Below are 22,125 nucleotides of genomic sequence, written 5' to 3'. Positions count from 1 at the left end.
CTCCAGAAATACGACACTTTTTTGACGGTTCCGATGCGCCGTTTCGGATCCTCTATATTATACCTACCCTCCGGGGGTTCTAATCCCAGCGGCTGAGCCAAGGGGAAGGCAGGAATAGTCGTTCATAAACCTTGACAGCAAAGCGATCGGTCATCCCCGAGATATAATCGGCGACAGCCCGCTCCATCCCCTGCGTTTCAATCATGTCCTGGTACTCCTGAGGCATGGCGCGCGGGTTGTACTTGAAGTAGCGGAACAAGGAAAAGATCAGTTCTTTCGCTTTGCTCTCTTCCGCCTTGGCCCGCGAACCGATATAGACCTCGTTGAACATGAAGCGCCGCAACTTGAGCGTCGCCTCTTCCACCTCCGGGCTGAGCCGGATCTCCGGCTGGTTCCAGGAGGCCTGCACCATGTCCATGACCATTCGGTTGATCCGGGAGCGGTGATTTCCCCCGAGGACATGGATGCAGTCTGCCGGCAGGTCACTTTGACTGATGATACCGCCCCGAATGGCGTCGTCGATGTCATGATTGATGTAGGCGAAGCGGTCGGCCCAGCGGACGATCTGTCCTTCGAGGGTGGCCGGTTTGCCGCTGCTGGAATGGTTAGCGATGCCATCGCGGACCTCCCAGGTCAGATTCAATCCTGCCCCTTGTTCCAACGTGTCGACGACGCGCAGGCTCTGCCGGGCGTGGGAGAACCCCTCTTTCAGCGTCTTGTCGAGGGCGTCTTCACCGGCATGACCAAAGGGGGTGTGGCCCAGGTCATGACCGAGGGCGATCGCCTCTGTCAGGTCCTCATTGAGCCCCAGCGACCGGGCGATGGTTCGGGCGATCTGGGACACCTCCAAGGTATGGGTAAGACGGGTGCGGAAGTGATCCCCTTCCGGCGAGATGAAGACCTGCGTCTTATGCTTCAGGCGCCGGAAGGACTTTGAGTGGATGATCCGGTCGCGGTCGCGTTGGAAGGCGGTCCGCATGGCGCATTCCTCTTCTGGTTTCAACCGACCTTTGCTGCGGGCGCTCTTGGCCGCATAAGGAGATAGAAGGTTCTCTTCCCGCCGTTCCAGTTCTTCTCGAAGAATCATGGTCCCACCTCGCTCAACCGGGGATTCCTACCCGCTGGCGGCCGCACAACGCTCTCGTTGCGGCGGACACACCTTTTTTGCGGCAGTCAACCGTTCCTGAGAGAACGGGCGCGAGCTGCCTCAACAACCCGGCGACCAAGGATCTGCGCCCGCTTGAGACCGTCGGCATCGGTGGCAGCCGGTTTTTGGGCCGAGGCGCCGAAATGGCCGCAGTCATTCTCAAGATAACCGTCGCCGACAAGGGTCATACCATGTACGAGCATCATGTCATGGATCGCCCGCACCGTCGTCTCCTGACCGCCGAAGCGCGCCGCGCCGCAGGTGACGGCGCCGCCGGGTTTGCCGATCCAGGCCTTCTGCCCACGGACCTGGCGGGTCTTATCAAAAAAGGCCTTCAACTGGGCGCTCACCGTTCCGAAATAGACGGGACTGCCGATAATCACGCCATCAGCGCTGGTGATCTCGGCATAAGCCTTCTCCAAGGCGGTTCCCTGGAAACAAACAGCCCTGCACGGCGTCGAACAGGCGGTGCAAAAGGGCCAGCGGGCATCGGCCAGCGCCTCGGCGGCCTCAATCCGGATCACCGCTGCGCCAGCCTTCGTGATCTCCTCCGCGGCGGCGTCGAGCAGCGTCGCCGTATTCCCTGTCCGGTTAGGGCTTCCGTTGACCAGAACGATCTTCATAGAGAACCGTATCCCCTTTCCCAGTTCGCATTTCTGCTTCGAATGTCACATCTCGAATGGCATCTCAAATGTCACACTCGAATGTCGCATTTAATAACTAATACCACCTCTCCCCCTCGATTCCCTCCCGGTGGCAATAAGGAAAAAAGCCGGGCCTTTGTTCCCGGCTTTATCTTTAGATGATGATGCAGATCAGACCGCCGTTGCCCTCGTTGACGATGCGCTGCAACGTCTCCTGCAACTTGCCCTGCACGTTTTCCGGCATCCGTTGGAGCTTGTTCTGGACGCCCTCCCGGACCAGATCGTGCAGCGATTTTCCGAATATGTTGGACTCCCAGATTTTTTGGGGATTCTCTTCGAACTCTTCGAGGATGTAGCGGACCAGTTCCTCGCACTGCTTCTCCGTTCCGATGATGGGGGTGATCTCGGTGGTGATGTCAGCACGGATGATATGCAACGACGGCGCACTCGCCTTCAATTTGACCCCAAAGCGGTTCCCCTGTTTGATCAGTTCCGGCTCTTCCAGGTACATCTCTTCGAGGCTCGGGTTGACGACGCCGTAGCCGTTCTGGCGCACATCCTCCAAAGCCGTCGACACCTTATCATACTCGCGCTTGGCTTTAGACAGCTCCTTCATCAGCCGCAGCAGGTCATGCTCGCCGGTGATGGTGAAGCCGCTCTCTTCCTGGAGCACCGTGTAGAACATGCTGTCCGGCGCCGTCATTTCGATGGAGGCCGAGCCCGTCCCCAGGTTCATCTGCTGCAGGAAGACCTCTTCGACGAAATCGTACTCTCCCAGGGTCTCGACGGCGATGTCGATATCGCGAAGCCGTTTCACTTGCGAGATCGTCTCCCGAACAGCGCTTTCGAATTTTTGCCGCAGCGGGTGTTTGACATCTAACTCCTCGATCCAGAGGGGCAGGTTGACATTCACCTCCGTCACAGGGAACTCGAAGAGCGCTTCTTCGAGGAGCTTCAGGATGTCATCCTGGTTCAGTTCCGATACGTTTAGCGGCAAAACGGGCACCTGGTACTGGCTCTCGAGGGTGTAGGCCAGCTCCGCCGTCTCCCGCGAATGCGGACGCATGGAGTTCAGGATGACGACAAAGGGCTTGTGCAGTTCTCGCAGTTCTTCAATCACCCGTTCCTCCGCTTCCACATAGGACTCGCGGGGCAGGTCGGTGATCGAGCCGTCGGTGGTGACGACAAGGCCGATGGTGGAGTGATCGGCGATCACCTTGCGCGTGCCGATCTCGGCGGCGTCCTGGAAAGGCATCTCCGCCTCCGCCCAGGGCGTCATGACCATCCGCGGCCCTTCCTCTTCCTCGTAACCAAGGGCGCCGTCGACGGTGTAGCCGACACAGTCGACCATGCGGATCCGCATCTTGAGTCCGTTTTTGACGCCGATCTCCACCGCCTCATTAGGGATGAACTTCGGCTCCGTCGTCATAATCGTGCGCCCGGCGCCAGACTGCGGGAGCTCGTCGCGAGCCCGCTCCTTGTCATGGATGTTCTTGATGTTGGGCAACACGAGATGTTCCATAAATCGTTTGATAAAGGTGGACTTACCCGTGCGGACCGGGCCTACCACCCCGATATAGATGTCGCCTCCGGTGCGGTCGCTGATATCGCGGAAAATATCCAGTTTCTCCATCGCGGTTTTCCCCTCCTTATCGGACTGTTTTGCCCTGGCCGCTCGGTTAGGTCTACACCCCAAATATTTCCGTTGACAGGCCTTAACGCTAAAATTTATATGAGCCCATGCGTGTCCGTATGACTGTCAATGGCGGGGAAAACCGTATGTTGCCGCAAAATTGAAAAACCTCTGCCAGAGACCCCGTTTGTATGGCTATGTTTCAGGGTTACAGGCTAGAACGAAAAAAAGCGCCCCCGGCTTCTCCTCACCTGTCGGGAGAACGCTGCAGGCGCCGCATCTGCCGATGACTACACGAGCGTGTTTCACGGCTTTTACATCAGTCGATTTACCGCCCTGGCGACGGGAGCCAGTTCCTTCATCAACACCTCGAATCCCTCGGGATCAAGCGACTGGGGTCCGTCACAGAGCGCCCTGCAAGGCTCGGGATGAACCTCAACCAGCAGCCCATCGGCGCCGGCTGCGACTGCGGCCTTTGACATGGACTTGACCAGACGCGATGCGCCGGTAGCATGACTGGGATCGACCAGGATGGGAAGATGAGAAAGCTCTTTCACCAGGGGGATGGCGCTCAGATCAAGGGTGTTGCGGGTCGCTGTTTCATAGGTGCGGATCCCCCGCTCACAGAGGATGACCTGGCTGTTTCCTTCCGAGAGGATGTATTCGGCGGCCATGAGCCACTCTTCGATCGTTGCCGATAGACCCCGCTTGAGGATGACAGGGATGCGGGCCCGACCGACCGCCTGGAGGAGACGGAAATTCTGCATGTTGCGCGCCCCGATCTGGACCATGTCGAGGTACTGGCTGGCCAATTCCAGGCTGGCCTCATCGATGACCTCGCTGACCGTGGGCAGACCGGCAAAACGGCCGGCGATGCGCAAAATCTTCAGCCCATCCTCCTCGAGTCCCTGGAAGGCGTAGGGCGATGTGCGCGGCTTGAAGGCGCCGCCGCGCAGGATCTTGCCGCCGCAGCGGCGAACCTCTTCGGCGGCCCGCATAACCTGTTCGACGCTCTCGATGGCGCAGGGACCACCGATGACGGTGACGGCGTCGCCGCCGATAGCGACATCCTTGACATGAACGATTGTATTCTCTTCCTTCGCCTCCCGGCTGACCAGTTTGTAGGGGCGGCGGATGGGCACTACTTTTTCTACGCCTGCCAGTGTTTCCAAACCTAAGGAGGCAATGGCCTGGCGGTCGCCGACAGCGCCGATGACGATGCGGTTGACCCCGGTGATCATGTGGCCGGCGAAGCCGTACTCAGCGAGGATCTGATTGACTTTTTCGATTTGTGTTTGGGTGGCGTTGGGGGTCATGACGATGACCATGGGCGATTCCTCCTCTTTTTTGTCCCATTTAGGGGTCTTAATGAAACAAGGTTAGCCGTGCGAGGTGTGGGGTGGGGGGGCGCATTGGTCCGCTCGCTAAGGGCTGCGCGGCGGCTCACTCCGTTGCTCCGCTGGTCGCGCCAAAGGCTCTGGGGCTTTTCTGCATGTCGATGGCGCTCCCGACGCTGCGCAACTGCGCTCGCTGTTCGCCGCTCCGCCCAAACCGCTCGCAGACCAATGCGCCCCGGTTCCCCCTTCGGGCAACTCCCTTGGGCTTACCCCTTTTGGGTTAGCCCGTTGGGGTTAACCCTGTGAAAACAAAAAACCCGTAGCTATCCCTTCATTAGGGACGAATGCTACGGGGCATCCGCGGTACCACCCTGGTTGACCGCACGAAAAAACGCGCGGCCCGCTCATTTAGAATAAGAGTACGGGAGAAACGAAACCGTTTAACTGCATAGGGTCAGGGATGAAACGGCGTGAGCAGCTTTTGGCTGAATCGGCTCTATCGGGCTAAACGGAACCGTCCGAACCAGCCCATCGCCAGAAACGCTGGTAAAAACAAAAAACGCCTTTCATCCCTACAGGGACGAAAAGCGTTGTGCTCTCGCGTTACCACCCTGGTTGATCCTGCTTTTCAGATAAAAGACGGATCCACCTCCGTGCAGAGTAGGGAACGTCGTTCCGATACTCCCTTCCTTGTAACGTCGGAAGTCTACGGCCTGACCTACGCGCCACGGCAACCAGGGTTGCGGCGGTTTCAGCCGGCAGCTCCAGAGGGAACTTCAGTCTGTCATGCCATGAAAACGCTCTCAGTCAATGGCGTTTCCTCCCTGTAAGGCTGGGGCCGACCTACTTTTCTCTGTCATCGCCCTTATCATATTGAAGTTGAACCTACTCTACCATATGTTTTTTGGCAATGCAAGGGGATTGCCAAAATGAAATTTCCAGACTTTCTTCTTTCCGGTCGGCTAATTCCAGCCCTCGACGCCTTCTTCCACCTCATGGGTCTTCAGGCGGCCCATCAGGGTTCCGACGGCGTCAGCGGGAGAGGCGCCTTCAAAGAGCACGCGGTAGCATTCTTCAGTGATCGGCATCTCGACGCCCTTTTCCCGGGCCATCTGATAGGCGGCGCGGGTTGTGCGGACGCCTTCTACGGTCTGACCGACCAGGGCCAGCGACTCTTCCACCGACTTGCCCTTGCCCAGGAAACTGCCGAAGCGCATGTTCCGGGAGTGCTTGCTCGTGCAGGTGACGACAAGGTCGCCAAGACCGGCCAAGCCGGCGAAGGTCGTTTCCCGGGCGCCCATGGCCGTGCCTAGGCGGATGATCTCGGCCAGACCGCGGGTGACAAGGGCGGCCTTCGTGTTGTCGCCAAAACCGAGACCTTCGGCGACGCCGCAGGCCAGAGCGATGATGTTTTTCAGGGAACCGCCCAGTTCCAGACCGAGCAGGTCGGGGTTTGTATAGACGCGAAAATTGGGGCGCATCAGCAGGTCCTGGGCCTGTTCGGCAACGGCCCGCTGTTCCGCCGACACGACGACCGTCGTGGGGATGTCTCGGGCCACCTCTTCGGCGTGGCTGGGACCGGAGAGGACGACAACCCGGTCGGCCAATTCCTTAGGTAGCTCTTCCCGCAGGATCTCCGAGGGACGCTTCAGCGTCTCCGGCTCGATCCCCTTGGCAGTGCTGATGATGAGCACATCGCCTTGCACTTTTTCGCGGATCAGCGCCGCCGTCTCCCGCAAGGCCGATGACGGAACGGCCAGCACGACCGTGGCGGCATCTTTGAGGACCTCATCCACATCCGCGTAGGCGCGAACCTTGGCGGGCAGCAAGACACCCGGCAGATAACGGCGATTTTCGCGGTAGCTGTTGATATCCTTGGCCAGATCAACCCGGCGTGACCAGAGGTACACCTGTTTCCCCTGCTGCACCAACAGGCGTCCCAGCGCAGTGCCCCAACTGCCGGCGCCGAGTACGGCGACTTTTTCTGATTGCATCTTGAGAATTTCCCCCTCGTCTATCTTTGCGTCATCTTTATTTATGTTGCTTGCGCGTGATGGGATTTTCAGTTCCCGCCAGCAGCCTGCGGATATTGGAGTTGTGCCGGTAGATGACAAAAAGGGCTGTGACCAGCGCAAATAGCTGGTAAGGGAGCGGTTTGTCGAGAAAAAACATCAGCAACGGCAGCAGCGCCGCCGCCGTCAGCGAACCGACGGAAACGTATTTTGTGAGAAACACCGCCAGCCCAAAGGCCAACAGACAGATAAGCGTAACATCGGGAACGAGCAACAGCACCACACCGGCGGCGCTGGCGACACCCTTACCGCCCTTGAATCTCATGAAGGGAGAAAAGGTGTGCCCCAGGATGGCGGCCAGCCCGGCGATGACCGCCATCGTTTCGCCATTGGCCAGCCCCAGCCAGGCGGCCAAGGCCCCTTTTCCCGCATCGAGGATGAGCGTCAAGGCGCCAAATCCGGCCCCCAGCACCCGGAAGGCGTTGGTGGCGCCCACGTTGCCGCTGCCATGTTGGCGGATGTCGATGCCGCGCAGTCTCCCGACCAGATAAGCGAAGGGGATCGACCCGAGGAAAAAAGAAAGCACAATCAGCCCAAGCGATGACGCGTTGATTATCGGGTTGATCATTGTATTCATGGCGGCTCGGGTCCTTTCTAGTCCTTTTCCTTCTCGCGCTCGCGGATGAAGAAGCGCATAGGGACACCTTCAAAGCCGAAAGTCTCCCGAAATCGGTTCTCCACATGGCGGCGATAGGAAAAATGGAACAAGTCCTCGTCATTGACGAAAAAGACAAAAGTGGGCGGCTTGACCGCCGTCTGAGTCACAAAGAGGATCTTCAGCCGCCGTCCCCGATCCGTCGGCGCCGGCGTCACCCGCTGGATGTCAGCCAGCAATTCGTTGAGAACGGACGTGCTGATGCGGCGGGTAGCCTGTTCGGCCACAAAATCGACCAGTTCCAGTATCTTCGGCAGCCGCTGTTTCGTCAAGGCCGATACGTAGATCGTCGGGGCGTAAGCGAGAAAGCTCATCTCTGACCGGACGACCTTATCGAATCGGCTCATCGTCTTGTCGTCTTTGGGGACAAGGTCCCACTTGTTCAAGACGAGGACACAAGCCTTGCCCGCTTCATGGGCGTAGCCGGCGATCTTTTTATCCTGCTCGGTCACGCCTTGGGAGGCGTCGATGACCATGAGCACCACATCGCTGCGATCGATGGCCCGCAAAGAGCGCATCACGCTGTAACGCTCCACCGCCTCTTCGATTCTCCCCTTGCGGCGCATGCCGGCCGTATCGATGAGAATGTAGCGCTTGCCGTCACGGTCAAAGGCCGTGTCGATGGCGTCACGCGTCGTTCCCGGGATGTCGGAAACGATGACACGCTCCTGTCCCAAGATGGCGTTGACGAGAGACGACTTGCCCACGTTCGGCCGCCCGATGACGGCGATCTTGATCGTGTCGGGATCGTCATCTTCGCCGTTGTTCTCCGGCAGGACAGCCACGACGGCGTCCAACAGATCGCCCGTGTTCATGCCGTGGGAGGCCGAGATGGGGATGGGTTCTCCCAGGCCGAGGGAGTAAAAATCAAAATACCGCTCCCGTTGAGAGAAATCTTCGATCTTGTTGACGACCAGGAAGACAGGCTTCTTCGCCTTCCGCAAAATTGCGGCGACGGCCTCATCGTCAGCAGTGATCCCGCTCCGACCATCGACCAGGAAGAGGATGACGTCCGCCTCTTCCATGGCCGCTTCGGCCTGTTTATGGATGATCGCTGAAAAGGGGTTTTCGCGATCGCCGAAGTCCAATCCGCCCGTGTCGACAACAGTAAATTCTCGATCCAGCCAGTTGGCGTCTCGGTACAAGCGATCCCGGGTCACTCCCGGCTGATCTTCTACGATAGCCACCCTGCCTCCGGTCAACCGGTTAAAGAGCGTCGATTTTCCCACATTCGGCCGACCGACAATGGCCACAATCGGTTTTGCCATGGCTTCTCACCTTCTTCCCCGCTGTTTCTCTTCGGGAAAAAGCGCCGCAAAGAGGGCGCCCCCGTCCGTATCTATGACCTCAACCGTAACGCCGCCGAGCGCCTCGGCGATGGCTTCCGCCGTTTCATCATCAAGGGTGACATCGCCCTCAGCCCGAAACATCACCGAAGGGAGCAACACCCGATCGCCTTTTCGCGGCGGATCACCTAAACTGCGCAAGCTGTCGATCACATCGCGCGCCGTCAACAAACCAGCCACCGTGACGGTGGGGCCGAAGAATTTGTTCGGCACGCCGACCAGCCGGATGCCCCCCGTCTTGCTCTTTATATCATAGCGCTCCCGCGCATCGGTCAGCAGGTTATCCAAAAAACGCTGTCCCGATAGGCCGGTGATGATAAAGGTGCGCCCTTCAGACGAACTTTCTCCACCCTGCGAATCCCTGCCCGGCAGGCTTTCTCCGCTGAGGGAATTTCCTTCTACGGCGCCTCCCGACCGCTCAGCCGCCTCTTGCCAGTCTTCCCAAAAAAGGCGGCAGAGTCCTACCCCGTTTTCCAGTTGGGCAAAATCCTCATACACCTCAGCCGGGGGGAAAGGGAGCCCGGCCAGGAGGTAAAACTCGTCAGCCGCAAAAAAGACCGATTCGCCCCGTTCCGCCAAGGCCCGCGCCTGCCAGGCGCCCACCTGATGGACGACCGTCTCCGCCTCGTCCGCTGTAAAGGGCCGCAGCGGGAACAGCCCCTCGCGGTGGCTTGTCAGACCGACAGGCACGACAGCCACACTGGCCAGCCCGTAGCCGAGGGACCAGAGATCGGCCAGCGACTTTTCCAACACAACGCCATCGTTGAGGCCGGGGCAACAGACGATCTGGGTGTGGACCTGAATCCTCGCCTCAGCCAACCGGCGCAAACGCTCCATGATCTCGCCGGCCCGGCGATGACGGAGCAGCCGCTGGCGCACCTCGGCGTCGGTCGCCTGCACAGAGATGTAGAGGGGGCTCAAACGCAACAAGAGCAGGCGTTGGAAGTCCTCCTCCGAAAGGTTGGTCAAGGTGATGAAATTGCCATGCCAGAAGGAATGACGGTAATCGTCGTCTTTGGCATAGAGGGTAGGGCGCATCCCCGGCGGCATCTGGTCGACAAAACAAAAAAGACAGCGGTTCTGGCAACGCCGCAGGCCATCGAAGGTGGCCTCGGAAAAGCGGATGCCCAGATCGTCGTCCTCGTCCTTGTTTAACTCGATCTTCCGGATTTCCCCAGTAGCGTTGTCGCAGACCTCCAGAATGACGCCGGCCTCTCGAATATAAAAACCATAGTCCAGCACGTCGTGGATGGCATGACCGTTGACCGCCACAATCCGGTCCCCCCGCCGCAGCCCGATACGGCTTGCCAGACCCGCCGGATCCAGGTCCTCAATCAAGCCGCCGACAGGTTTCACGGCCTCGGCCCCCTTATGTCCGTGATTCTTCTATCCATTATGACGGACTGGCTCTCTTTCGTCAAGGAATCGGGTTCCAGCGCTGCCGCCAATCCCCTCGCCAGAGCGATGGATTCGCTGGCGACGAAGCTTTCTGGCAACAGCACATCGACAGCGCGGGGAGAGAGATGTTGACCCAACCGACGCCCGGTGAGCAAGATCGGCGGACGATCCCCCTCCTGAATCTTTTTCTGCCAGCGGAGGGCAAAACCGAGGTTGGATCGGAGGCGCGGATGTCCTCGTTCCACAACCAGTTGCGCCTTGTGGCGGTCATGCTCTGTCCCCCTCCATCCCCCCGCCGGGGACTGCCGGATCCGCACGATCGCTGCCGGCGACGCCATGGACGCCTCGCGAATGGACCGGGACGAACCGGCTTCGAGCCCGTCAGACAGGGTAACCCGGTAGCCCGCCTGTTCCAGCACCCTCTCCCAGACAGCGGCGTGTCCATCGTCAAGGCCCGGCGTCAGCAGCGCGATGACCCCTTTTGCGCCATCCTGCGGCAAAAGGACACTCACTGGACAGAGCGCCCTATCCAGCACCGGGTCGGAAACTTCGCCGAGGGAAGCGGCGGTCGCAAAATTTCCATCGACCCGCCAGTACCTGCCCTGTGTATCGACCAGGCCGTCGCCCTTCTGCCAGGGCCAGCGGCAATCGCCCAGCCTTTCGCCGCTGTCAGCGACAACCGGTCGCCATGATGGGCCTGCCGGAAGGGAGAGCTGCTCCCCGCCGGATCGTTGAAACAACAGCCATGCCAGCGCGGCGAAAAGGCATAGGAAGAGAAAACCTGACACCAGCGAAGGCGCCGCGAAGAGCATGCCGCCGGCGCCGATGCCCCTATTCCGGCGGTCCATCGTCCTGCTTCGGCTGCTTCAGTTCGCCCTGGCGACTCTCGACGCGCCGGAACAGGGGGATCGTCCGAGACAACCAGCGCATCCGTTCCACACTGGCCTCCCGCAGTTTTTCCGGTTTCCACTCTCCTACCTGTTCCGACAGGGACGTAAGCCAGAAGATGAAAAAGGCCGACAAGACGATCCGGTCGTAGACGATGCCGCTCCCGAGGATGCCGGCCCTTTCGATAGGCCTCATCGCCCAGTGTTCATTCATAAACGGTCCAATCGTCTCTGCCAACACCGAACCGAGCAGCACCGCCGCAAGCGCGCCTCGGACCTCCACAGCGACCGTCGCGGCCCCTACGGCCCCCAGCAGGGTGAACAACCAGTGCCCGTCCCAGAGAAAGTGGTCCGATTCAACCCCCAGCACCTGCATCCCGATCAATCCCGACAGGGCGACGGTGGCGATGGCGAGCCAGAGCCGGCGCGCCTGCAAGGTCGTCTTGCCGATCAAGGCGAAGCCGAAGATGAGGGGAATGACGATCCCACCGGCGTTGATCCCCTCCCAAGGAAGATCCCAACCGAGGGGAATGTCTACAAAGAGAGCCATCCACCAGAGCAGGAGCGCCAACAGGAGGGTTTTTCCCGAGAAACGAAGCCTCCGAAGGATCCCTTCACCCATTCCGAAGAAAAGAAGGATCAGGGACAACAAAATCAACATGGCGCCGATCGGGTAACGCGGCAAAAGGCTCACCTCCTCCCTTAGGTTGCCCGGGGAGGCGCTGTAACGATTCACAGCTGAAAGCCTTTGCTGACGTCACTCATCTGAGAGAGATTGTCGATGGCAAACAAGCCCCGGCATATCACCGAAGGCTTGTTTGGCAGACTTGTTTTCATATTGTATGGCTCGCCTCACGCTTTTCCGGACCGTCGCGCCCAGAATGTCGCCGGAACGCCCCGCAGGTCGAGCCAGTCGCGGAGCGCGCCGGTCAAGAGACAGGGACGGTTTTGCAGATCGGCGATGCGGGAAGAGCCGGTCAATGCCAGATTGACTTGGAGGGCGTGACGAAAGCTGTCGATCCAGCCTTGAGCCGCCTTGTCCCCCTCAGCGTTCCCTGACGGACTGAAAGCGCCCGGACTGCCGCCGAGCAGACCTTTGAGCGGCGCGCCGGCGATGCCGACCAGCGAGGCGCCCATGGACAGCGCCTTAGCGGCCTCCCAGCCGTCGCGGATACCGCCGCTGGCGATGATGGTCGCCTTGTCGCCGACTGACTGCCGGCTTTCCACAGCCCAGACCGTTTCCGCCAAGCTGGCCGCCGTCGGGATACCCCAGGCCTCAAAGGCAGGGACGCTCAGCCCCTGCCGGCGGAGTTCAATGGCCACAAAGTTGGTGCCACCGGCGCCGCCTACATCGATGCAGCGGACACCGAGGTCGAGGAGACGCTTCGCCGTTTCCATCGAAATGCCGGCACCGACCTCTTTGACGATGAGCGGCACAGGGCAATGGCGGACCAGTTCGGCGATGTTCCCGGACCAGTGGCGGAAATCGCGGTCCCCTTCCGCCATGGCCAGTTCCTGCGCCGGGTTCAAGTGCACCTGCAGCCCGTCGGCTTCCAGCATGGTGACCGCTTCCAGCGCTTTCTCAACGGGCGTGTTCGGGTTGACATTGGCGAAGACGACGCCATCGGGGTTTTCGTCGCGCACCACCCGGTAGGAATCGCGCAGCCGGGGATCGCGCAACGCCGCCGCCTGGGAACCGACGGCGACGGCCACGCCGTTGCGGGCGGCCAGTCGCGCCAGGCGGCGGTTGATCTCCGTCACCAGCGATGTTCCGCCCGTGATGGCGTTGATCAGCAAGGGCATGGTCAGCCTTTTGCCCATCCACGGTACGGAAAGATCGACGGCGCGAAAATCAACCGTCGGAAGGGCGTCATGGAGGAGCCGCACGTCTTGAAATCCGTTCGAGAGGGGACCGTCGTCCAAGGCGAGGGCTTGCCGGATGTGGTCGAGTTTGCGTTGCTGGCGAATATCCAAAAGATGTTCCCCCTAGAAGATCGCCCAAGCCGGGGCGCAAGTACCGCTGCTTCTTCTCCCCGCAGCCGTTTTCGCTTGCCCTGCGGCCCAGTCGCCGTTCATGCTGCCCTGCTCATTGCACGATGGGAGAAGGCAGACGGTGATGAGACAAGCCTATTCGGAATCCTTGGCGGCGCCAGGCTTGCGCGAGAGAGCCACTTTGCCGGTGCGCACCATCTCGACGATGCCGTGGTCAGCCAGGACCTCGCAAAGGGCGTCGATCTTCGTCTCTTCGCCGGTCAGTTCGATGACCATCGTCTCGCGGTTTACATCGACGATCTTGGCGCGGAAGATCTCGACGATATCGACGATATCGGAACGGGTCTCCGGACGAGCCTTCACCTTGATCAGCGCCAGTTCCCGCTCGATCGAAGGTTCCGCCGTCAGTTCCACGATTTTGATCACGTCGACCAGTTTGGAGAGCTGGTTGACCACCTGCTCCAGATTGCGGTTATCGCCTTCCACCACGATGGTGATGCGGGTGACGTCGGCTTCTTCCGTATAGCCGGCGGTGATGCTCTCAATGTTGAAAGCCCGCCGGGCGATAAGGCCGGCGATGTGCACCAGCACGCCGGGGCGGTTTTCGACCAGCACAGCGATCGTATGGCGCATATCACTTAACCTCCCCGTTGATCATCTGGTCCAAAGGCGCGCCGGCCGGGACCATGGGCAACACGTTCTCATCGGCGCAGACGCGGATGTCCATCACGACAGGACCCTCTGTCGCCAACGCTTTGGCAATGACTTCCGGCATTTCTTCCGGCCTCTCGGCCCGCAGCCCCGTGGCGCCGAAAGCCTCCGCTAGCCGCACATAATCGGTGCCGCCGTTGGCGAAACGGGTATAAGAGTAGCGCTGGTTGAAGAACAGCTTCTGCCACTGGCGCACCATGCCGAGGACGTTGTTGTTGAGAATGGCCATCTTGAGCGGCAGTCGGTGCTCTACAGCGGTAGCCAATTCCTGACAGTTCATCAGGAAGGAGCCGTCGCCGCTGATCAGCACCACCGACTTATTCGGTTGCCCCATCTGGGCGCCGATGGCCGCCGGCAGGCCGTAGCCCATCGTGCCCAGTCCGCCGGAGGTGATAAAGGAGCGGGGCCGCTGGAAGCGGTAGTACTGAGCCGCCCACATCTGGTGCTGGCCCACATCGGTGACGATGACGGCTTCACTCTTCGTCTGGCGGTCGATCTCCTCGATCACCGATTGCGGTTTGATCACGTCGTCGCTCTTCTGGTAGCTCAGGGGCGCCTCTTCGCTCCAGCGAGTCACCTGAAGGCGCCAATCCTCCCATCGTCTTCCGCCTTCGCCGGCCAGGTCGGCCATGGCGCTTTCCAGCGCGGCCAGGCTCCAGCGCAGGTCCCCGACGACAGCCAGATCAGCGACGACGTTTTTGTTCACTTCCGCCCGATCGATGTCAAAGTGGGCAACGCGCGCATTGGCGGCAAACCGCGTCAAAAGGCCTGTCACCCGGTCATCGAAGCGAACGCCGATGCCGACAAGAAGGTCGCATTCCATGACCGCCCGGTTGGCCGCCACAGTGCCGTGCATCCCCACCATACCCAGGAACAAGGGATCGGTAACGGGGATCGCCCCCAGTCCCATCAGGGAACCGATCAGGGGGATCCGGTGGGTCTTTACGATCCGCCGCAGCAGCGGCGCCGCTTCAGCGTTGATGACACCGCCGCCGACGAAAAAGAGGGGTTTTTTCGCCTCAGCCAGCGCCTGCGCCACCGCCTCGACCTCTGCGGCCTTGCCTTCCGCCTGCGGTTTGTAGCCCCGTAACCGCACCGTCTCAGGGTACTCGAAATCGATTGTCGTCGTCATCAGGCATTTGGGCACATCGATGACGACCGGGCCCGGACGGCCCGTCCGGGCGATGTAGAAGGCTTCCTTGATCACCCGGGGCAGATCCTTGGCGTTTTTGACCAGGTAGTTGTGCTTGGTGATCGGGGCCGTGATCCCGGTGATGTCCGCTTCCTGAAAGGAGTCCTTGCCGATGACGGAAAGAGGAACCTGACCGGTGATGCAGACCATCGGCACAGAATCCATATAAGCGGTGGCGATGCCGGTGATCAGGTTCGTCGCCCCCGGTCCCGAAGTGGCGAAACAGACGCCCACCTTCCCCGTAGCTCGGGCATACCCGTCCGCGGCATGGGCAGCGCCTTGTTCGTGCCGGGTCAGAACATGCCGGAGTTTGCAGTCATAAAGGGCATCATAGAGCGGCAACACCTGACCGCCCGGATACCCGAAAATCAGTTCCACCCCTTCCTTCTCAAGACTGGTGACGATGGCTTGCGCTCCGGTCATCTTCATCCCTGACACCTCATCTTTCAGTTATTCCTTGTTGATAAATAGAAAACCCCCGCCGCTTGATCAAAGCAAGAGGCGAGGGGTCTTTCGCGGTACCACCCTTGTTCGACCGTCCCGGATGACGGAACAGCCCTCGGCGAGGCAAGGCAGGCTTGCCTCCGGTCCCATAACGACGACCAGCCGGCGCGGCTTAATCAGGTCAAACCCCTTTCAGCCTGCTCCTTGGAGAGGATTTTCCCGCCAGAGGCCGCAGTGCCGTCTTTCAGCCAGGGACGGCTCTCTGGTGACTGCGGGGGATCGCGGTACTCTTTCTCCGCATCGGATTTCCCATCACTTTTTCATTGGCTGACCATTCCTTGACGAATCGTTCCCGATGGTGGTTTCTCTTTATTGTATACAGGAGCCAAAATCCTTTCAAGGGGTTCCGATGAAATTTCCGTTAACAGTCGCCTTGCCTGCGATTGTGGTCTTTTCCCCTCTTTGTTACAATATAGCTGGCAAAAGAGGTTCCTCAGGGGGCACAGCGATGGGCGCATTGAAAGAGACAGCCCAATGGGTTGTCACGACATACGGCGATCTGGGCTTATTCGTCGGACTTTTTCTCGAATTTATCGGCTTCCCCTTCCCTGGTGAACTGTCACAAGCCTTCGCCGGCTTCCTCATCTCCCAAGGACACCTGAACCTGTATATCACCCTGCCCGTCTGCATCGCCGGCAGCCTGCTCGGTTCTATGGCCGCCCATGTCATCGGCAGCCGTTACGGACACCGTCTCCTCTATGAATGGGGTCCCCGCTTGGGGCTGAAACGACGCTATATCGAGAAGTCGGAGAGCTGGTTTCGCCAAAACCGCCTTTCCATGATCTTGTTCAGCCGCTGGGTCCTTGGCGTCCGTCACGTCACCCCCTATTTCACCGGTCTGGTCGGCATGCCCTTTTGGGAAGCTTTCTTCTGGAATCTGATCGGCTCTGTCCTCTGGTGTGTACCCTTGGTTTCCATCGGCATTCTCGTCGGGGAAGCCTATGAAGCTTTCATGCACGAGTTTCACCGCTACGTGAACCTCCTGGTCTGGGGCGCCGTCATCTTCAGCGGATTCTTCTACCTCTATTACCGGATGGCAACCCGGCCTAAGCTCCGGGAAAAAGAAGCGAAGGCAGAAGAGAACCCAAAACCGTAACCGCGTCGCATCGCTCGACGCGGTTTTTTATTGTGACAGGGTGGTTCAGAACCGGACCAGGACGAGGCCGGCGAAGGTGAGCGCCACCGCCAGCGACTGCAGTGCCGTCAAGCGCTCTTTGTAGATCCAGACGGAGAGAAGCACGATCACCAGCCCGTACAGGGAAAATACAGGTGAGATCACTGATGCTGGACCTTGAGAGAGGGCGTAGGCGTACAGTTGAAGACCGCCGAAGGATCCGACGCCGCTGGCCAACCCCCAGCCCAGTGTGGACAATCGCTTCTTTGGCGTGATGGCGCTCAGTTCCTCCCGGTGCCGAAAGATGAAATAGATGAGCGGAAAAAGATAGCTGAAAAAAAGCACGGCGCTGTTGTCCAGTCCCATCTCCTGGGTCACCTTGAGCCCGCCGTTGCGCACGGCGAAGAGGAGCGTGCTCAGCAAGACAAGAGCCAGCCAGCGCAGCGACCCGCCTGCGCCTCCGGCGCCGCCAGGCCTCAGCCCGATTAGGATGATGGCGACGACAATGCAAAAGACGCCGGCAGCCTTAACCCATCCCAGCGTCTCTCCATAGACCAGGACCGAGAGCAGGATGACAAGCACCACATTCATATTGACGATCGGCGACGCCAAACTGGCCGGCCCTGTCTCCAAGGCCCGCATAAAAGCGAAATTGCCCCCGGCAGAACCGAGGCCGATCACCAGCCCGGCCAGCAGGATGAGCATCCCGGCGGCAGCGCCGCCACCCAGCCAGGTAAGGAGAAAGCCAAGAGTTCCTGAAAGGTACAAGCCGATTAAGACCATCGACGATGGAACGCCCTGCATCTGGCCCACCTTCATCCCGAATCCGGCGAGCCCGAAGACGACAGCGCTGATCACAGCGATGAAAAGCCACATGAAATCCCGTTCACCTCATCTATTGCGATTGCTGGCGCAAAGAGGCGCCTGCCCTGCCCTACCCGGCAAGACGGAGGCGCCTGACTGTTGTCGTTTTATTGTTTTTCCCTATAACGATTCCATGCGCTGCGACGAAAAAACATCTACCGCCGACGATCGCCCATGAACCCTCAGCGCACCAGCAGTTGAATCGCTTTCCGGCGCGCGCTTGATGAGTTATCGGCCGAAACGATGAGCATCCGTTCACGAGCGTAGACGCCGCAACGGATATAATCCTCCTTCGACAGTTGGACCTCTCTCTCTCTCGGGCTGTAATCGAGTAATTGAAAGTCGCAGAGTTCATTCGGCTCATAAACAAACAACCAATACAATTCCGTCACCTGCCGGCTCGATCAACCGTACCGGCTCTCGGGTTTCCGGTTGGTCTTATCGATTTATTGCATTACTAATTTTTATTTCATGGATGTTTCCCTCAATTCCTGCTTTTTCTGTGCAAAAAAAATACAAGTTGCTCACTTTTTTCGTTGCAAAGAAAATCCGCCCCCAGGTGACCGGAGACGGAAAAACATTTTTATGAGAGGATGCTCTTTGTTTAACCGATTGCTGCCGCTTTCCTACCATCACATGATAGGGGGGATCAGGGCAAAGGATTCTCCAGGCTTACCCCTCTTTGCTGGTGGCAGCGAACACAGTACGCTGATTTTTCGGTATGGCATTTGTAGCAAAACCGTTCCGGATCGCGGTTGGTGTTGACAACGCGACCATGCGCCCGTTCCCATTCGGCCAGATCGCCATGCGGATTTTGATCCTTCGTCAACGCAAAATAGCCCACGAGGGCGAAGGCGACGACGATAAGGAGCGTGAGCAGGCGCGCAAAGGGCGACCCGTTCACCGGTTAAGCCTTCGCCCGCTCGGCGGCGACGACCTGGAAGGCCTCTTCGGCGGCGGCGATGGTGAAGTCGAGGTCCTCTTTCGTCATGGCCAAGGAGAGGAAGGCGGCTTCGAACTGGGAGCAGGCCAGGTAGACGCCGCGATCCAGCATCGCCCGGAAATAAGTCCCGAAGGCGGCCGTGTCGGAGGTGCAAGCGGAGGCGAAGTCGACGACCGGCCTGTCGGTGAAGAATCCGGTCAGCATGGAGCCGACGCGGTTCGTCCAGACAGGGACACCGGCCTTTTCGGCAGCCTTCGCCAGGCCATCGGCCAGGTAGGCCGCCTTCTCATCAAGGGCGGCATAGGTTCCAGGCCGCTTGAGGATCTCCAAGGTGATGATACCGGCCGTCATGGCCAGGGGGTTGCCCGAAAGGGTGCCCGCCTGGTAGATGGGACCAGCCGGCGAGACTTTTTCCATGATCTCGGCCTTGCCGCCGTAAGCGCCGACAGGCAGACCGCCGCCGATGATCTTGCCCAGGCAGGTAAGGTCCGGTTCTACGCCGTAGAGGGTTTGGGCGCCGCCGAAATCGACGCGGAAACCGCTCATGACCTCGTCGACGATCATCAGCGCGCCGTACTGGCGGGTCAGTTCGCGAACGCCTTGCAAGTAACCCGGCGCGGGCGGCACGACACCCATGTTGCCGGGAACGCCTTCAATGATGATGGCGGCGATGTCATCGCCGGCCTCTTGGAAGATCGCCTTCAATGTCTCCAGATCGTTATAGGGGGCGGTGATGGTGTTGTTGGCGATGTTGGCAGGCACGCCGGGGCTGGTGGGCACGCCGAGGGTCAGCGCCCCCGAACCGGCCTTGATCAACAGGCTGTCGGCGTGGCCGTGGTAGCAGCCTTCGAACTTGACGATCTTGCTGCGGCCTGTGTAACCGCGGGCGAGGCGCAGGGCGCTCATGGTGGCTTCCGTGCCCGAGTTGACCATGCGCACCATGTCCATGGCCGGGAAGGCTTCCAGGATCAGCTTGGCCAGGCGGCTCTCCAGCTCTGTCGGCGCGCCGTAAGAGGTGCCTCGGTCGATGGCCGCTTTCAGCGCCTCCGATACCTCGGGATGGGCATGACCCACGATCATGGGGCCCCAGGAACCGACATAGTCGACATACTTGTTGCCGTCCACGTCATAGAGGTAGGCGCCTTCGGCGCGCTCGATGAAGACCGGGTTGCGTCCGACCGATTTGAATGCCCGCACGGGGCTGTTCACCCCGCCGGGGATCAAGGTCTTCGCTTCAGCAAACAGTTGTTCCGAACGATCATACATCCGGCTCAAAAAAGTCGCCCGCCTTTCCAGCACGTTTTATGATGTTTCTCTTTCCCTTAACGGCTTTTCTTCTCGAAGAGACACTTGCTTGATGTTGCTACGACAGAAACTGTCGCCCTTCAGCGTCTGTTGCATTGATGCTTCTTTTCGCCAAGAGATCCGAAAAAACCTTTTACGAAAGCAGCACCCACGCGGGGTCACCAAAGACCCCGCCTCGCGGGTGCTGAATATGGCATAGTTCCCTTATGCTTCTTCAGTGAAGTAACGCATGCTCGTCTTCTTCAGTTCCTCCGTAGAGAAGAGCAAGCGGTAGTTGGTGATCCCCGTCGCCGCTGAGATGCGGCGGGCCACCGCTTCACAATCGTCACGGCTCTCCCCGTGAATCATGGTGAAGTGGCTGTAGGGCCAGCCGTCGAAGCGGGGGCGCTGGTAACAGTGAGAGACCTCGGGGAAGGTGGCCATGATCCGGCCTACCTCTTCAGCCCGCTCCTCCGGCACATCCCAACAACCCATGCCGTTGGCGGTAAAACCCACTTCCCGGTGGCGCAGGGCGACGCCGAAGCGGCGCATCAGCCCCTCTGCATGGTAGCGGCGCGCGCGGGCGATCACGTCCTCTTCCGTCAGACCCACCTGTTCGGCCAGCGCCGCAAAAGGCCGCGGCACAACAGGCAGGTCCTCTTGCAAGAGGCGAATCAGCTTCTTATCGATTTCTGTCAGCATTGCCTGGGCTTCCCTCCCGTGCGTCATTCCACCGCTGCGGCAGCGGTCGGGCTCTGCTTGTCCAGTTTGAAATCGACTTTGATCTTGAAAAAGCGCAGGGCCGGCAGGTTATGAACCTCACAACCCGTCTTTTCCCGGATCTCGTCGAGCACCTTGTCCATGTACTCCGGCGAAGGCGTGATCAACGTAAACCAGAGGTTAAACTCGTGCTCCCGCAGGTAGTTGTGGGTGACGCCGGGGTAGCTGTTGACGACCTCAATGGCCAGGTCGAGCTTATCGGCAGGCACTTTCATGGCGCAGAGGGTCGACTTGTAGCCAAGGGCGCGGGAATCAAAGATGCCGCCGATGCGGCGAACGAGCCCATCGTCCTTGAACCGCTGCACCCGCTCGATCACATCGGATTCGGTCGTTCCCAGCGTTTCGGCCAGTTGCTTGTACGGTTCGGCAACGATAGGGAAGGATGACTGGATGATGGTGAGCAGGCGCCGATCCAGATCATCAAGGTGCATGGCTTAATACCCCTTCCGGCCATGGTAGAGGCACCAGGGCTCTTCGGCCATAAAGTTCTGGTTGTGGTAGTAGTAGGCGCGAGCTCGGCAGCCGCCGCAAGCATAGCGGTATTTGCAAGAGCCGCAGCCGCCTTCATACTTCAGCGTGCGCAATTCTTCGAAGATGGGGGCTGTTTTCCAGATCTCCGAGAAGGGCTTTTCGCGGACATTGCCGGCGGAGATGTTCAGGTAGGCGCAGGGTTGGACGACACCGACAGGCGAGATGATGCAGTAGTGGGTGCCTGCGAGACAGCCGCGGGCATAGCGTACATCCATGCCCATCTCCTTGGCGATGCGCATGAACTGAGGCGCGCAGGTCGGCTTCAGTTCGATGTTGACCGTCTTCTGCTTCTCCATGATCTCCGTCAGGATCTCTTCATACTGCTCCGCCTTTAGCGACTCTTCCTCGATGCTGACAGCCCGGCCGGTGGGCACCAGGAAGAAGGTGTGGTGGCCGACGGCGCCGATCTCGACGGCGAAATCGGTGATCTTATGAACCTCATGACGGTTCCAGTCCATAACAGTCGTGTGGATCTGGAAAGGCAGACCTTCCTCACGGCAGTTCTCCATCCCGCGAACCGCCTCATCCCAGGCGCCGGGGTAGCGGCGGAAGTCGTCATGCTTTTTCTTATCCAGCGAGTCGAGGGAGATCCCCATCCCCATGGCGCCGGCCTTTTTCAGATCACGGGCCAGTTCGCGCGTAATCAGTGTGCCGTTGGTGCCGAAGACAGAGCGCAGCCCCTTCGAGGTGGCATAAGCGACCAGTTCGACGATATCGGGCCGCATGAGCGGCTCCCCGCCGGAGAAGATCATGATCTTAAAACCGGCCTTGGCGATCTCATCGAGCAGTTGCTTGCCCTCTTGCGTGTTCAGCTCCTGATCCGCCTTCACCCCCGCATCACGGTAGCAGTGGTCACAGAACATATTGCACTGGTTCGTCGTATTCCAGGAAATAATCAAGAAAGAGCCCCTCCTTTTTCGGTGGATAAATATGACTTTTCTGTCTAGTTATAATTTAGAGGCGCCGTTTTACGTCGCGCAATACCCCCGCTTCACGCAATGATGGCAGAAGCTTGGGGTGTATTGGCGCAGTGAGCGATTTGAGCGGAGCGGCGAAGAGCGAGCGAGACGGCAGAGCGAAAAAGGCGCGCC

The 22,125-nt window shown here is 59.5% G+C and carries 21 protein-coding genes; 1 reads left to right on the top strand and 20 read right to left on the bottom strand.

All coding sequences use genetic code 11. The features are described from left to right. Positions 1–79: 79 nt before the first annotated feature. From HM1_RS08965 to ilvB, 13 genes are all read right to left on the bottom strand, one after another. Complete coding sequence (locus HM1_RS08965; protein WP_012283052.1) at positions 80–1,087, bottom strand: deoxyguanosinetriphosphate triphosphohydrolase; 1,008 nt, start codon at positions 1,085–1,087, stop codon at positions 80–82. 86 nt (positions 1,088–1,173) lie between these two features. Further along, the gene (locus HM1_RS08960; protein WP_012283051.1) at positions 1,174–1,770 is read right to left on the bottom strand and encodes a flavodoxin family protein; all 597 of its coding nucleotides are present in this window, start codon (positions 1,768–1,770) and stop codon (positions 1,174–1,176) included. Between the two features lie 175 nt (positions 1,771–1,945). Continuing rightward, positions 1,946–3,424 carry a stage IV sporulation protein A gene (spoIVA, locus tag HM1_RS08955; RefSeq protein ID WP_012283049.1) on the bottom strand — a complete coding sequence of 493 codons (1,479 nt, stop codon included), beginning with the start codon at positions 3,422–3,424 and terminating at the stop codon, positions 1,946–1,948. Positions 3,425–3,738: 314 nt separating this feature from the next. After that, positions 3,739–4,752, bottom strand: a complete 1,014-nt coding sequence (gene aroF, locus HM1_RS08950) for a 3-deoxy-7-phosphoheptulonate synthase (RefSeq protein WP_012283048.1) — start codon at positions 4,750–4,752, stop codon at positions 3,739–3,741. A gap of 971 nt (positions 4,753–5,723) precedes the next feature. Next, complete coding sequence (locus HM1_RS08945) at positions 5,724–6,755, bottom strand: NAD(P)H-dependent glycerol-3-phosphate dehydrogenase (protein WP_012283046.1); 1,032 nt, start codon at positions 6,753–6,755, stop codon at positions 5,724–5,726. A gap of 37 nt (positions 6,756–6,792) precedes the next feature. Further along, a complete protein-coding gene (gene plsY / locus HM1_RS08940; protein WP_417999840.1) occupies positions 6,793–7,410 on the bottom strand; it encodes a glycerol-3-phosphate 1-O-acyltransferase PlsY in 618 nt (205 codons plus the stop codon). 17 nt (positions 7,411–7,427) lie between these two features. After that, the gene (gene der / locus HM1_RS08935; protein ID WP_012283044.1) at positions 7,428–8,756 is read right to left on the bottom strand and encodes a ribosome biogenesis GTPase Der; all 1,329 of its coding nucleotides are present in this window, start codon (positions 8,754–8,756) and stop codon (positions 7,428–7,430) included. 6 nt (positions 8,757–8,762) lie between these two features. Then, the gene (locus HM1_RS08930) at positions 8,763–10,190 is read right to left on the bottom strand and encodes a DUF512 domain-containing protein (protein WP_012283043.1); all 1,428 of its coding nucleotides are present in this window, start codon (positions 10,188–10,190) and stop codon (positions 8,763–8,765) included. After that, a complete protein-coding gene (locus HM1_RS08925) occupies positions 10,187–11,080 on the bottom strand; it encodes a hypothetical protein (RefSeq protein ID WP_012283042.1) in 894 nt (297 codons plus the stop codon). The genes HM1_RS08930 and HM1_RS08925 overlap by 4 nt, the downstream gene beginning before the upstream one ends. Beyond that, positions 11,064–11,804, bottom strand: a complete 741-nt coding sequence (locus tag HM1_RS08920) for a hypothetical protein (protein ID WP_012283041.1) — start codon at positions 11,802–11,804, stop codon at positions 11,064–11,066. Before HM1_RS08920 ends, HM1_RS08925 begins: the two co-directional genes overlap by 17 nt. A 167-nt stretch (positions 11,805–11,971) precedes the next feature. Continuing rightward, positions 11,972–13,093, bottom strand: coding sequence for a type 2 isopentenyl-diphosphate Delta-isomerase (fni, locus tag HM1_RS08915; protein ID WP_012283040.1), 1,122 nt, complete (start codon positions 13,091–13,093; stop codon positions 11,972–11,974). A gap of 153 nt (positions 13,094–13,246) precedes the next feature. Further along, complete coding sequence (ilvN, locus tag HM1_RS08910; protein WP_012283039.1) at positions 13,247–13,744, bottom strand: acetolactate synthase small subunit; 498 nt, start codon at positions 13,742–13,744, stop codon at positions 13,247–13,249. Between the two features lies 1 nt (position 13,745). Beyond that, the gene (ilvB, locus tag HM1_RS08905; RefSeq protein WP_041313651.1) at positions 13,746–15,443 is read right to left on the bottom strand and encodes a biosynthetic-type acetolactate synthase large subunit; all 1,698 of its coding nucleotides are present in this window, start codon (positions 15,441–15,443) and stop codon (positions 13,746–13,748) included. Positions 15,444–15,966: 523 nt separating this feature from the next. On the opposite strand from ilvB, the gene HM1_RS08900 reads away from it, so the two are divergent. Further along, the gene (locus HM1_RS08900; RefSeq protein ID WP_012283037.1) at positions 15,967–16,614 is read left to right on the top strand and encodes a DedA family protein; all 648 of its coding nucleotides are present in this window, start codon (positions 15,967–15,969) and stop codon (positions 16,612–16,614) included. 45 nt (positions 16,615–16,659) lie between these two features. Here the strand turns inward: HM1_RS08900 and HM1_RS08895 are convergent, their stop codons facing one another. From HM1_RS08895 to nirJ2, 7 genes are all read right to left on the bottom strand, one after another. Continuing rightward, positions 16,660–17,508 (bottom strand): DMT family transporter, encoded by an 849-nt coding sequence (locus HM1_RS08895; RefSeq protein WP_012283036.1) that lies wholly within the window; start codon positions 17,506–17,508, stop codon positions 16,660–16,662. A gap of 170 nt (positions 17,509–17,678) precedes the next feature. Continuing rightward, positions 17,679–17,879: a hypothetical protein gene (locus HM1_RS08890; RefSeq protein WP_041313648.1), complete on the bottom strand. Its 201-nt coding sequence runs from the start codon at positions 17,877–17,879 to the stop codon at positions 17,679–17,681. Positions 17,880–18,145: 266 nt separating this feature from the next. Then, positions 18,146–18,400: a cytochrome c3 family protein gene (locus HM1_RS08885; RefSeq protein WP_012283032.1), complete on the bottom strand. Its 255-nt coding sequence runs from the start codon at positions 18,398–18,400 to the stop codon at positions 18,146–18,148. A 3-nt stretch (positions 18,401–18,403) separates the two neighbouring features. Beyond that, positions 18,404–19,705 (bottom strand): glutamate-1-semialdehyde 2,1-aminomutase, encoded by a 1,302-nt coding sequence (hemL, locus tag HM1_RS08880; protein WP_041313646.1) that lies wholly within the window; start codon positions 19,703–19,705, stop codon positions 18,404–18,406. Positions 19,706–19,948: 243 nt separating this feature from the next. Then, positions 19,949–20,425, bottom strand: a complete 477-nt coding sequence (gene ahbB / locus HM1_RS08875; protein WP_012283030.1) for a siroheme decarboxylase subunit beta — start codon at positions 20,423–20,425, stop codon at positions 19,949–19,951. 23 nt (positions 20,426–20,448) lie between these two features. Then, entirely contained in the window at positions 20,449–20,934 is a 486-nt protein-coding gene (ahbA, locus tag HM1_RS08870; RefSeq protein ID WP_012283029.1) for a siroheme decarboxylase subunit alpha, read from the bottom strand. A gap of 3 nt (positions 20,935–20,937) precedes the next feature. Then, positions 20,938–21,933 (bottom strand): putative heme d1 biosynthesis radical SAM protein NirJ2, encoded by a 996-nt coding sequence (nirJ2, locus tag HM1_RS08865; RefSeq protein WP_012283028.1) that lies wholly within the window; start codon positions 21,931–21,933, stop codon positions 20,938–20,940. Between the last annotated feature and the right edge of the window lie 192 nt (positions 21,934–22,125).

It is taken from the genome of Heliomicrobium modesticaldum Ice1, from assembly GCF_000019165.1.
In the GTDB taxonomy this organism is placed as follows: domain Bacteria; phylum Bacillota; class Desulfitobacteriia; order Heliobacteriales; family Heliobacteriaceae; genus Heliomicrobium; species Heliomicrobium modesticaldum.
Note: the sequence above shows the minus strand (reverse complement) of the source record. Positions and strands in the feature narration are given on the sequence as shown.